At 51.4% G+C, this 12,103-nt stretch carries 10 protein-coding genes; 4 read left to right on the top strand and 6 right to left on the bottom strand.

Annotated elements, in window-relative coordinates; all coding sequences use genetic code 11:
• Positions 1–9: 9 nt before the first annotated feature.
• The 6 genes from Pla144_RS09910 to Pla144_RS09885 all read right to left on the bottom strand — a co-directional run bounded on the left by Pla144_RS09910 (position 10) and on the right by Pla144_RS09885 (position 6,615).
• Positions 10–960, bottom strand: a complete 951-nt coding sequence (locus Pla144_RS09910; RefSeq protein WP_146450526.1) for a phosphatidate cytidylyltransferase — start codon at positions 958–960, stop codon at positions 10–12.
• A gap of 2 nt (positions 961–962) precedes the next feature.
• Positions 963–1,565, bottom strand: coding sequence for a lysophospholipid acyltransferase family protein (locus Pla144_RS09905; RefSeq protein ID WP_146450525.1), 603 nt, complete (start codon positions 1,563–1,565; stop codon positions 963–965).
• Between the two features lie 81 nt (positions 1,566–1,646).
• Complete coding sequence (locus Pla144_RS09900; protein WP_231936332.1) at positions 1,647–2,780, bottom strand: glycosyltransferase; 1,134 nt, start codon at positions 2,778–2,780, stop codon at positions 1,647–1,649.
• A gap of 79 nt (positions 2,781–2,859) precedes the next feature.
• A complete protein-coding gene (locus tag Pla144_RS09895; RefSeq protein WP_146450523.1) occupies positions 2,860–4,332 on the bottom strand; it encodes a lipopolysaccharide biosynthesis protein in 1,473 nt (490 codons plus the stop codon).
• A 117-nt stretch (positions 4,333–4,449) separates the two neighbouring features.
• A complete protein-coding gene (locus tag Pla144_RS09890) occupies positions 4,450–5,301 on the bottom strand; it encodes a polysaccharide deacetylase family protein (RefSeq protein WP_146450522.1) in 852 nt (283 codons plus the stop codon).
• A gap of 18 nt (positions 5,302–5,319) precedes the next feature.
• Entirely contained in the window at positions 5,320–6,615 is a 1,296-nt protein-coding gene (locus tag Pla144_RS09885; RefSeq protein ID WP_146450521.1) for a GNAT family N-acetyltransferase, read from the bottom strand.
• 336 nt (positions 6,616–6,951) lie between these two features.
• On the opposite strand from Pla144_RS09885, the gene Pla144_RS09880 reads away from it, so the two are divergent.
• The 4 genes from Pla144_RS09880 to Pla144_RS09865 are packed head-to-tail and all read left to right on the top strand — an operon-like array spanning position 6,952 to position 12,095.
• Positions 6,952–8,559, top strand: a complete 1,608-nt coding sequence (locus Pla144_RS09880; RefSeq protein ID WP_146450520.1) for a GumC family protein — start codon at positions 6,952–6,954, stop codon at positions 8,557–8,559.
• 32 nt (positions 8,560–8,591) lie between these two features.
• The gene (locus Pla144_RS09875; protein ID WP_146450519.1) at positions 8,592–9,989 is read left to right on the top strand and encodes an O-antigen ligase family protein; all 1,398 of its coding nucleotides are present in this window, start codon (positions 8,592–8,594) and stop codon (positions 9,987–9,989) included.
• 43 nt (positions 9,990–10,032) lie between these two features.
• A complete protein-coding gene (locus Pla144_RS09870) occupies positions 10,033–10,827 on the top strand; it encodes a WecB/TagA/CpsF family glycosyltransferase (RefSeq protein ID WP_231936290.1) in 795 nt (264 codons plus the stop codon).
• 26 nt (positions 10,828–10,853) lie between these two features.
• A complete protein-coding gene (locus Pla144_RS09865) occupies positions 10,854–12,095 on the top strand; it encodes a sulfatase-like hydrolase/transferase (protein WP_146450517.1) in 1,242 nt (413 codons plus the stop codon).
• Positions 12,096–12,103: the final 8 nt, after the last annotated feature.

The raw sequence follows: 12,103 nt of genomic DNA, 5'->3' as shown, positions 1-12,103 counted from the left end.
GCACTCCTCCTAGCCCCCTGCTCTGCCGAAGAACACCAGCGTCACGTGGTAAAACACGGGTGCAGCGAAACACACAGCATCGATTCGGCTCAGCACTCCACCATGTCCCTCGATTAAGGTTCCTGATCGGACTTCCCCTCGGTCGCGTCGGATAGCAGCCATTGTCAGCGCCCCTGCCGAGGACATGCAGGCGATGAGAATCGACATGGTGGCCACCTGCCAGAGGTGCCTGAAAGGAGTAGCCCAGAACAGTACCGAACCCAAGATCGCTGTTGCGGCCGCTCCTCCCAGCAAACCTTCCCAAGTGCGTGTCTCGTCGATTGCCTCAGCAATAAGATGCTTGCCCAAGAGTCGACTACAGAGAAACTGAGCTAGTTCGGAAAAGAGGACCATCGTGATAAAGAAAAATAACAATCGCGCGCTGGCGGATTCATCTCCCTCGGTACTCTGGCATTCAAGGAATAGAAGAGCTGGGACAAAACTAAGGCAATAAACACAGACAAATAACCCGAATTGAATCTTGGCAATGCGTTCTAGAAATCGGCGGTAGTCCCCCGAGATTGCAGCCCGGGCAGCGATAAAGAGAAATGCGTAGACGGGTATCAGCACACTGTAGAGCGAGTACATATTAAACCCAACCAGTACGAACTGAGTGGGAGTGAAAAAGAAAAACACCCAGAAGAGTGCCCGATGGTCTCCCATGGTCGTTGGGGTCAGAGTGATATACTCTCGCAAGGCCCAGAAGGAGAGCATTCCGAAGAGAACCACTGTCAGAATGGGATGGAAAAAAGAGATCCCCAACACGATAGAAAAAAACCACCAGGCTTGAATACGACTATTGAATGAATCGACGGCCTTTGCATCCAGCCCCAAGGTCGTTTGACGCTTAAGCCATTGCCCTCCAAAAGTCGCAAGCGACAAGAGCGCCAACACCGTGCCTAGTAGTGCCCAGTCTCTCATGCTTAGTTATCCTTCAGGCTAAGTACAGCCTCACGCGCGCGTGCCAGGAAATCCATTTTTGGTTCTCCTGCTTCTAGCCAGATCGGTGGTCCGAAGGTCAAGGAAGACAATAATGGCACGGGCATGAATTCCCCTCGAGGTAGGATTCGGTTCATGTTGTTGATATACACGGGGATCAGTTCCAAATCTGGTCGTTTCTTGCCGAGGTAGTATAGCCCGCTCTTAAACTCACCAACTTCTTCTCCAGGAGAGCGGCCCCCCTCCGGAAACAAAATCAGTGAATGGGTCTTGCCGATTTCCCGCAACATCATATCGATCGGACTCTGATGCACCTTGATTTCTTTGCGGTCGATCAACATCGCGTTGAACACCTTGGCGAGATGGCGGCGAATCGAGCCACCTTCCCAATAGTCCTTCGCCGCAATTGGGCGCGTCAGGTGCCGAACATCAGCGGGCAGCGCCGACCAGACCAGAACTACATCTAAATGGCTCGTGTGGTTGGCAAAATAGACGCGCTGACAAGTATCCGGCTGTGAATCGACCCAGCGCACGCTCACGCCGCTTATAATACGAGCGGTCCAAGTTAAGAGCGTTTCTGTAATCATAGGTAGATATGTGCTGCCTAAACACTCTATCCTAACTAGCCAGGCTAGAGCACGGTAGCCTAGGTTGCCCTGGGTTTCATCCTAATGGGCTGTATGGGACTGGCTTGAGAGAACTGAAACTTGGTCCCTTGCCACTATGAGTTTCGCACTAGGTTGTGCCAGGGAGCAAATTAGTGATTCATATCCGTGGACCATGGATTCAAGGGACCAGTGCTTGATAGTTCTTTCTCGTCCTTTTGCACCCAGCTTTGTTCGCAATTCCTCGTCATCGAGAAGATCTAACGTGCATGCAACAAAACCGGATGAGTCCCCGGCGGCGAAGAGCTTTCCCGTGATTCCATCAATAACGGTTTCTCCCACCGAACCTACATTGGCAGCCACCACGGGGACCGAGCAACTGAGGGCTTCGAGAATCGATACAGGGCTTGCCTCGTTGTGGGAGGTTAGTGCCACCGCGTCGACGCACTGCAATACTCCTTCGACGTCTGAGCGAGAGCCAAGGAAATGCGTAACATTTTGCAATCCAAGTTGCTGAGCTTTAAGTTCGAGATGCTCGCGCAGAGGCCCGTCTCCGATTATGAGAAACTGCGCCCGTGATTCACTTCGAAGTATCTCCGCTGCCCCCTCAAGAAATAGTGCATGGTTCTTCTCAGGTCGAAGCGCCGCAAGTATCGCTACCACTTTCGAATCGAGGGGGAGACCCAGTTCCCGACGAACTTTATCCCGGTCGCCGGGGCAAAATCGTTTCGTATCGACACCATTGAAAATAGTATGCACCTTGGTTGCCGGAAAACCCTCTTTCTCTACAAGATGCTCAGAGTGCGATTGAGCGACTCCTACAAAGGCGTCCGTCAGTGGAGTGAGCAACCGATTTAGCCTGCCCACGGAATCAGGCCAACCCGTGCTGTGCAGCGCAGAGATTACCACTCGTACTCCCGCCATCCGAGCAGCCAGTCGTCCCCAGAACATTTTATCCCCGGCACCGACCGTTACGACGGCATCGATTCGTCTAGTTCGCATCAGTTTCCATAGTCGATAGAGCACGCGCAGGTCGAACTTGATGGCAAGTAGATTGCTGTGAACGGGGATCTCTTTGACAAGCTCGTCGCCGAGCGGACCTCGATCTTTCAAACACGCGACCTCAGGATGAATCTGTTTGCGGTCTAATCGGCGAACCAAGTTCATCAACAGCGTCTCGGCCCCGCCGATTGGCATGCTGGTCACGAGAAATAGGACTCTAAGGGGCGTTTCGTGTTTCTGCAAGGATTTCATTACTCACCAACGAGAATATCGCTTAAGAACCGAGATTGATGGGCGCTAGATTGGGTGCAATGGATTTCAGTTTATCCTTACCAGCCGTGATCAGAAGATGTAGGCGTTGACGTTCCTCCTCGAGAAACACCCAGTCACTTGTTAGGGCTAATAGAAGCACAATGCAAATGCATCCTGTGGAAGCAATTACGCCGAAACCTAGTGAGATAGGTAGCATGGAGATAAGCCACGTCCCTCTATCGACCGCCATTCCATAGCGTCCATTGAGGACGTGTAGGGTTGCCAAACAGAGTATTGTGGACAGAGTTGTTGCAATTACGGCACCATAGAGCCCCCAGATGGGCACAAGTGCCAAATTTAGTATGACATTCACTCCCAGGCCGATAGCCAACGGCACCGCTGCTAAACGGGGATGCTCAGCGCACCAGAGATAGCATTGGGCAATCACATAGATTCCCGAGATGACGCAGCCGGCCAAGGTCCATGGTAAGACGGCTAATCCATCGCTGTAGCGGCCTTCGAGAATAGTTCCGAACATAAAGGGAGCAAACAGAAGCACACAGATCCCCACCGCTTGCATTCCCAAGCCTGTAAGTTTGACGGCCAGATTAATTTTCTTAGCAACTGCTTGGTGATTTCCCAACTCCCAATCGTGGCTCAAGTGGGGCATGATGAGCCCACTCAGCAGATCTGCGAAAGAAACCACTAAGAGCGGAATGATCCGACTGCTATGGTAATGCCCTACCTGCTCAAGTGCGACCTCAGCAGACATGCCGCCGAAATGCAAAATCATCGTACGGTCGACGACAGCAAACAGATGCGAGAGGAGGTTCGTCACCCAGACGAAAAATGCAAATCGCAGCAGGCGCCCCCAGAAATCTGCATGTGGCAGGTTTTCAATAGGTTCCGACGAACTGCGGCAACCTGGCCAGATATAGACCATTGCCCCAACCGATGCTGCCAGGCAAGCCAGTCCATATCCCCCGACAATGCTAAGCACGTTAGGATACCAGACCAAAAAAGTGAGAGTCAGGATCGCAAAAAGCAAGCTTTGGGCAAAGTTCATGACTGACACAACACGAAACAGCCTTAGTGCAGTTAGCAGCGAGGTGAGCGTATGGTGTAGGATGACAGCGGCTAAACAGGCAGCGATGGCATATATCGTCGTGACACTGTCAGTCGATCCAAATACAAGATTGGCGAACTGGGGTGCCAGGAATATGAGCAAGCCAATAGCTATCGAACTGCACACGAATGTCCAAATTGACGTGCGACGTAGAAAAGTGCTTAAGAGGCCACGCTGACGATAGTGTTCCAAATATCGCCCATAGGAACCGGGAATTCCAAGGACGGCCAAGGGAGCAAACAGCAAGAGGAAGCTATAGGCCATCTCCCACTGTCCCAAGGTTTCAGGTGTGAGCCAACGACAGAACAGCACCCCGCGGCCTAAGCCAACACTCCGTTGAACAATGGTGGCCAGCAACAAGATGATCACGCTTGCGCTCAAAGTGTCGCAGCGCAATCGAGCATGTTGTTCTGCTATCGTCGTTGATGAAGTTGCGGAACTAATGGGAGGGGTCCCCGAATACTAGGTACAAATGAACCGTGTTCACTAAAATCGATCCCGATAGTTTCCCGGCCAGAAAGGACGATCGCGGCTAAGCTTGCGCGGATCGACCGTCAGCCAGTTCAGAAAGCGAGTCCACTGAGGATCGCTATTGATCCGTTGAATGTGAAAGGAATCGTCCCCCGGCAGGTTGTATCCACCGTAAGCCGAGCAGACACCCCAGTATCCTGCTTGAAATGCGATCTCAAATGCCTCGGGAGTCATGTTTTCTGGCATGCCGAATGGGAATGCAAAGTACCGAATCGGCTTTTCCACAAGCGATTCCAATTCATGCTTGGCACCCACAAGTTCATCGTACAAGTCTTCTGCTGACTCAATTTTGCCAAAATCGGTATGAGTGCGGCTGTGGGCTCCTATATCGATTCCCTGCTCAGCCATTTCACGAATTTGATCGAGAGTGTTTGGTGTGAGGGGACAACCGAGTTCTACATCGTGGGGAAAGGGATCCCCGGTAATTATGTTCTGGCTTGTCACGAAATAAGTGACTGGAATGTCTCGTTCGATCAACCAGGGCATCGCCTTGTCGCAGTTTTCGGCGTAACCATCGTCGAAAGTGATGCAAGCCGTGGGACGAGTGTTTTCGTCCGCTGCAATTCGACGTTGTGCTTCGTCAAGGCTGACCAACTCAAAACGTTCCGCGAGCCAATCCATTTGGGCCCGAAATCGATCCCAGGAAATAGTCCAGGCGTTTGGATTCTGATCGGCCACTCGATGGTACATCAGCGAGATGATAGGTACCTGACCGTTAGTCTGACGCTCGTTGGCCGAGTGTTTTCTCTGGGGCAAGGTTGCCAGGTAATAGATGCCCAGCATTTGACTTCTACAAGTATCTAGCATGATTCACTCCCATTCTGATTAGCCCAATAAATTGGCAAATTGATTAGTGATCCGGCCTACATTCCTCAGGCTGTTGGCCGAGAAATGCCGCAACCTTGCTGTAGTACGCGGTGAGACTACTTGAATATCCATGGTTGGGAACTGAACGGCTCGCCAGTGTGGCTTGTAGGGTTCGTCACCACGCAACAGATCGAACTCTAGCTGCCCTTCGGCAATTGCTTGTTGAACGCAGCGGATCATCGATAGTTTTCCTGGTTCTTCATCGCATCGATCAGGATCGAGACCCCCCTGATAAACGAACAAGGCTTTATTCCCTGCAAAGTGATATTCAGCGGCAATTGGTTGCTTATCAAGGTTGAGCACGGACAATCTCAGGTGTCCTGTCTCAAGTAATTGCTGGGCGACATCGCGGTGGAATTTGCCCCACAATTCCGAGGCAAAGCAACCAGGTTGATTCAATGACTTTCTGCGGCGTTGATGTAATTCAATCAACGCTTCCCAAGCGCCGACGAATTCCGCTTGCGACTCGACCAACTGCCAATGAGCTCGGTCGCTCTCCAACACACGACTTTCCAGCCTGCGAAGTTGTTTGCGGTGCGATTTTGACTGCATCGCCAGAAATTCTTCCCAGGTGGCAGGGAGCCGAATCGACCAGCAATTCGCTCCCTTTTTACGGCAGATATGAGCGCCACATCGTTTTAAATGGGTGAAGATTTTAGAGAGTTGAGTGCTGTCTTCTCGAATAGTATCGACATGCCAGGCATCCCAGGCAGTAGCGTGTGCGTTCAAATATCGAGCGACTGCTTCCGCAACACGGTCAGCATGACACTCCACACAAAGTAAATCCAGGTGTTCGCTGCACACTTCGCCATCGCCCAACAATCGCAGCACATTTCCCTGCCAGCGCGTCGCTTCCAAGTAACACGGCAGGATTCCTACCAAGGTATGGGGAGGACGAAAGCCGAGAGACTCTATATTTCTGCAACTGCTTGCTTTTCTCGTGCAGTTGCAACTTTCCAATGAGTCGTCGAACACCAACAATACCGACAGTTGGCGAGAGTCCCCTACTGCTGCGTAGTGTTTCCACCAAGTGAAGAGCCAGGTCCAGGATCGGAACACACAATCGCCAGCCAGTTCATCCCATCGCTGCTGGTAGACCAGCAGGTCTTCGAGTTGTTCCACGCGTCGGATGTGCATCTTTGAATTCTGTAATGGTAGTTGAATGATTCTCATGCGCTGCTGACTGATGCCAACGGTTGTTTTATCGCCCGGGTAGGCAAAATCTCCCGAGAAAGCATAGGTCGAAGGGTACACAAACCTACGCCAAGAAATGGGATATTTACCTCTAGCTTGAATTCCAGATGTGACGTTTTTCAACGTCAATATGATGTGTTTTCACAGCATTCTTGCCCAAAAAGCTGGATACCTGTTTTCTCGTAGAATCGCTTGAAAAAAGCTATGCTCCGTTAACAACGGCTAAGTTTGACCCCCTCAAAGCTTCAAGGACAACTCTGGGGGATCGTGAGTGGCGCAGCAATTGCACCCTCCCGAAGGTAGTGTCCAAGCATCTAAGCACTTGCTGAGCATGTACATCTGTCAGATTCGACATATTCAAAACCTGTCGAAGACATTCGCCCGGGGAAGCCTCTCATGAATCACTTTTCAACAACAGACAATACTTCTCTCACACCGCAAGCTTGTTGGAGGCTGTTGGTTGAGCATCGTCGTATCTGGATTTCTTCAACCATCGCATGTTCAGTGATTGCACTCGGCTACGCATTGTTCATGACTCGCAACTGGGAAGCAGTCCAAGGACTCGTAGTTCGCGATGAGGCATCTTCACATTCAGCTAAACAACCTGGCAAGTTTGCCGATCTTTACGAAATGCGCACGTTCCAGGAGACAATTCTTGAAGTTGCCAAGAGTCGTCAAGTCCTTGCTTGCACGCTAATGGCCGTTGCCGCCCAAGAGTCGAACGAAATGCCCACCGAACCCACTTCTGAAGAAATCGAAAAACTGCGAAAGCGGATGAGCATGTTACCACCCAACGGTGCAGAATTTGGCAAGACAGAGATATTCTATCTCAGCGTGAAAGACCCTAATCGGGAGCGCGCCATTCGCTTGGTTTCCGAGCTTTGCTCACAGTTGGGTGATCGCCTGGGTCAATTACGGGCTGAGCGATCAATGGGATTAATCTCCGAAGTCGATAAGCAAGTAGAACTGGCCAGCCAAAGTCACGAAAAGGAAAACGCCCGGCTCATCGCTTTTGAAACAGAAGTGGGGTCTGATCTGGGAGAACTGCGACTGTTGCACTCTGCCTCTGGTGGTCAAAGCGACCTCCGGCAGCAGGCCGTCGAAATGGAAAAAGAACAGCGGCTTACTGAATCACGCCTCCGGCAAGCAGAAGAATTGTTGGTTGTTCTACAAACAGCAAAGCGCGACCCTGACCAATTGGTTGCCATGCCTAGCAGTTTGCTCAGTTTTCAGCCCACCTTGCAGCGTCTTAAAGATGGCCTGGTTGATGCTCAACTGCGTGCCTCTAGGCTTAGTGGAATGAAAACTTCTGATCACCCGCATGTGAAAGCTGCAGCGGAATCAGTGGCAAGTATTCGCGAAGAACTGCACAGCGAACTGGATGTCGCCATCAAAGGGCTGGAAATCGAGATCAATCTGAGTCGCAATCGACAAGAAGTATTGCATAATCAGCTTGTCTCTCTCCAGAATCGGTTGGGTCACTTGGCGGAATTGAGAGCAGAGTACTCAAGTCGCATTGCTACTGTGGAAAACAGTCGAGCCGTACTTAGTCAGGCGCGTAAGCAAATGAGCGAAGTGCGAGCAAAGCAAGTCGGAGCACTGAGTGCCCTGTTGGTCACTCCGTTTGACAAAGCTGAAACTGGACCATACCCAGTGGGAATTGGACGAGCCTCAGTTCTAGCAATCGGCACCTTCAGCGGATTCGTGCTGGGTGTCGGATGGCTGTTTCTGTCTGTAAGTTCCGCACCGCTTGGCGAAGAAATCCCAGTTGAAATTACACAGCCAGAAATAGTTACTAAGAAAGAAAAAGAACAGAAAACTCCTTCAGAAAAAGTGTTGGCGGCAGTTGCCGCTTCCAAACTTGCGGCGAAATTTGGCAAGCCTGCTGGAGATTGGTGCGATTTCGATCCTTACTCCTCAAAGGTGCCGGGTACAAATTTCGTCTCACCACTTCAGTATGGCACGTCTACAAGCCATTCGACATCGAATGGTTTGTCCTCTTGATTCCAACGGATTCCACCTGACCAGTTGACTTCATGGAAATTGTCATCGCAATATTCGCCGTCGCAGCGGTTGCTTGGGCATTCGTATATGCCCGGCATGGATCGCTGCTGGTTGGTTGTACACTGTTCGTAACTTTGGGCTACATATTCACGCGTGACTTCTGGCAAGCTCATATCGGACCCGTTCCACTAACCGTTGATCGGTTGCTTCTTTCGGCACTCGTCGTATTATTTTTCTGGCGTTGGCGGCGTGGTCTTTTGTCGGTCCGCTCGCTTAGTGTGCCTGATTGCCTCGGCGGAATGCTACTGATCTATCTTGCCATCCGGTGGGCTTTCACCTCGGCACCTCCACTTGCTGCAACCAGCGTATCGCCTTCCTGGCGGCTGATTGCTAGCTTTTTCATGCCCGCTATGTTGTATTGGATAGTGAGCAACTCGGAATTGAACTACCGCCAGTGGAAGTGGCTCCTTGCGGGTTTGTCGATGCTCGGTGTGTATCTGGCATTTACTGGCATTGCTGAAGTGAAGGGGCAATGGTGGGCAGTTTTTCCTCAGTTCATCTCCAACCCTTCGTTGGGTGCTCATTTTGGCCGCGCCCGAGGCCCAGCCCTTATGTCGGCCAGTTTGGGAGTCTATCTTTCAATTTGCTTCTGGGCAGCATGGTTTCTCTGGGCGGAGAGGGGCCGTTGGGGTCGCCTATTACTTGTCGGGGCCATGTTGTTGATGTGTGGTGCTCTTTACTACACCTATACACGATCTTGCTGGCTGGGCCTGGCTGTCGGTTTGGCTATCATTCCCTTCGTACATTTTCCCAAGCAATGGCGTCCTTGGCTCTTCACTGGCCTGGCTGTGAGCGTCTGTTTTGCGGGAATCTTTGTAGGGGACAAGATCATCAACATGGGTCGCCAAGACTCTAATGGTTCTGCAAGCCATTCCGTTTTTCAGCGAGAGTCATTTGCAATCGTTTCACTGAGAATGTTTGAAAACGCTCCGATGTTCGGTCACGGATTTGGGCGGTTCTATGACAAGAAAATGCCCTACCTCAACGATCGCAGTCAGCAAATCGAATTAGAATCAATTCGAGCGTTGGATCATCACAACACCTTTTTGAGCATCCTTACCGAAACGGGTTTAATTGGTTTGGTTCTCTTGTTGGCGGTTCTTGGTGCCTGGGTAAAAATGGCCTGGAAGCTTGCCCATGATACAGCCCGACCGACCTGGATGCGGGCTCATGGCATGTTCCATTTGGCGACATTGATTTGCTACATGGTAAATGCAATGTTCCACGATCTTACGCTCTCACCGAGTGAGCAATGGCTCCTGTGTCTCGTGACCGGGGTGACAGCAGGGCTTACCAGTATGACCTATGTGCCAAAAAGGTGCCTTGAACATATTCCGATCAACTGGCAATTGAACGCCGCAACCAACTAGAAAAAAGGTTCCTGACTCCTTTTTCGATAAAGGTCACATGCTCATGAATACAATTTCGCTTTTTGGCATGAATATCAATGCCTTGAACATGACTGATGCTGTGGAAAAGGTACTCGACTGGTGCCGAGAGCCGCTGGCTGGTCCCTGCCGCTATGTGGTAACTCCCAACGTTGATCATGCGGTCATGTTCCAATCGTCAGCTGCGCTTCGCAGGGCTTATCAAGGTGCCTCACTCGTTTTGGCAGATGGCGCTCCAGTTGTGATGGCTTCGCGGTTGCTAGGGAGACCACTACCCGCACGTGTGGCTGGGAGCGACCTCGTGCCCGCCATTTTTGATCGACAGGCGACATTTCAGTCCGCGATGAAACGGCCGCTGCGTGTTTTTTTCTTGGGTGCTGGTCCTGGAATTGCCGTTCGAGCTGCCCATAATGCCCATAGGCGCTGGCGGCAAGTCGAAGTCGTGGGGACCTATTCTCCACCGCAGGGATTTGAGCAGGATACGCTTGAAGGCCAACGAATTCTACAACGAATATCGGAATCCAAGCCTGATCTCTTGCTTGTTGGATTCGGCGCCCCCAAGCAGGAACTCTGGGTCGAACGGCATGCCGCTCAGATCGATGCCAAAGTTGCACTCTGTGTAGGAGCTACCATCGATTTTCTTGCTGGGGAGAGGTCGCGATCTCCAAAGTGGATGCAAGAACACGGCATGGAATGGCTCCACCGCCTCTTTTCGGAACCTCGACGACTTGCTAAGCGATATCTGCGAGATGCCCTGCTGTTCCCTCAACTCGTGTGGCAGGAATGGCGTAGAGGGAAACCATCGGGCGCTGCGAACTAGAGCCACAATCGGCTATAGTGCTACGCATGGAAACACGCTTAGCCCTGGTGATTGTCGTTGATGGACTCCGCGCATCCGCTCTTGGAACCTATGGCAACACCACGTATCCGACGCCATATTTAGACGCCCTGGCGGCTCGCGCCGTGGTTATTGAGTGGTTGCTGGCCGACTCGCCGCATCTTTCGGATTTCTATCGTGCTGCATGGTCTGGCCACCATTCTTATCTAGAGTCTAATAGGAAAGAGGAACATATTTTACCAGAAATCATCCGTCAATCAGGCGGGCGATCCTGGCTGATGACCGACGATTTCTGGGTAGCCGAACAAGCAAGGGAGAGTGGCTTCGCCGAAGTGGTACTCTTTGAACAGCAAAATGCAAAATCAGCCAGGAAAATCTCTGAGACGCACTTTTCCCGTTTCTTTGCCCAAGCCATCGAGCAACTGGCAGTCTGGCAAAAAGAAGTTGAAGAAAATAAAGTGCATGGACTACTCTGGGTTCACCTTAGGGGACTTGGCGGCCCGTGGGATGCCCCTCTGGCAATGCGCGCGCAGCTGTTAGACGAGGAAGATCCTACCCCGCTGCCGATAGTTGAGCCTCCTGCCAGTTTGGAAATTGGCGATGATCCCGACGAACTGTTGAGTTATCAAGTCAGCTATGGCGCACAAGTCGAATTGCTTGATTCCTGCATCGCCGGTTTTGTTGAAGCCTTTGAGGAACTTGAGAGTTCGGCACCACGAATCACGATGCTTAGCGGTTCTCGAGGTTTTGCTTTGGGCGAACATAAGTTGATCGGGCACTCAGTGGAAAAACTTTACAGTGAGCAACTTCACTTGCCATGCCTCTTATTAATGGGCAGGCGTCAAGATCCTTTGCCTCGCGTGGGTGGCTTTGCTCATCCGGCCGACCTGTTTGGAACACTACTTGATTGGTTTGGTATCAATAATCGTTCATATAATTTAACCCAGTCATTACTGAGGTATTTTTCGGATGACGAACGCCTCCTCCGGCAAGTGTCCTTGGCTCGTCATGCCGAGCAGCGTATGATCCGCACACCTGCTTGGATGCTGCGAACATCATCTGAACAAGGATCCGAAAGTCTTTACGTCAAACCTGATGATCGCTGGGAGGTGAATGATGTAGCTAGCCGCTGTCCGGAGATCGTCGAGCAACTCTGCCAACTGCTCTCGGAATGTGGGTTTGTCAACGAAGAAGTCATGACTCTACAAGGAATTGAACTACCCAAGGAACTGATTTCGCCCCAACGCTAGCACCGCCC

Source organism: Bythopirellula polymerisocia (genome assembly GCF_007860015.1).
GTDB classification, from domain to species: domain Bacteria; phylum Planctomycetota; class Planctomycetia; order Pirellulales; family Lacipirellulaceae; genus Bythopirellula; species Bythopirellula polymerisocia.
Note: the sequence above shows the minus strand (reverse complement) of the source record. Positions and strands in the feature narration are given on the sequence as shown.

Bases quoted from the DNA above. Each gene is read 5' to 3' on its own strand.
- Pla144_RS09910 (WP_146450526.1), bottom strand. From the start codon at position 960: ATGAGAGACTGGGCACTACTAGGCACGGTGTTGGCGCTCTTGTCGCTT.
- Pla144_RS09905 (WP_146450525.1), bottom strand. From the start codon at position 1,565: ATGATTACAGAAACGCTCTTAACTTGGACCGCTCGTATTATAAGCGGC.
- Pla144_RS09900 (WP_231936332.1), bottom strand. From the start codon at position 2,780: ATGCCAATCGGCGGGGCCGAGACGCTGTTGATGAACTTGGTTCGCCGA.
- Pla144_RS09890 (WP_146450522.1), bottom strand. From the start codon at position 5,301: ATGCTAGATACTTGTAGAAGTCAAATGCTGGGCATCTATTACCTGGCA.
- Pla144_RS09880 (WP_146450520.1), top strand. From the start codon at position 6,952: ATGAATCACTTTTCAACAACAGACAATACTTCTCTCACACCGCAAGCT.
- Pla144_RS09875 (WP_146450519.1), top strand. From the start codon at position 8,592: ATGGAAATTGTCATCGCAATATTCGCCGTCGCAGCGGTTGCTTGGGCA.
- Pla144_RS09870 (WP_231936290.1), top strand. From the start codon at position 10,033: ATGAATACAATTTCGCTTTTTGGCATGAATATCAATGCCTTGAACATG.
- Pla144_RS09865 (WP_146450517.1), top strand. From the start codon at position 10,854: ATGGAAACACGCTTAGCCCTGGTGATTGTCGTTGATGGACTCCGCGCA.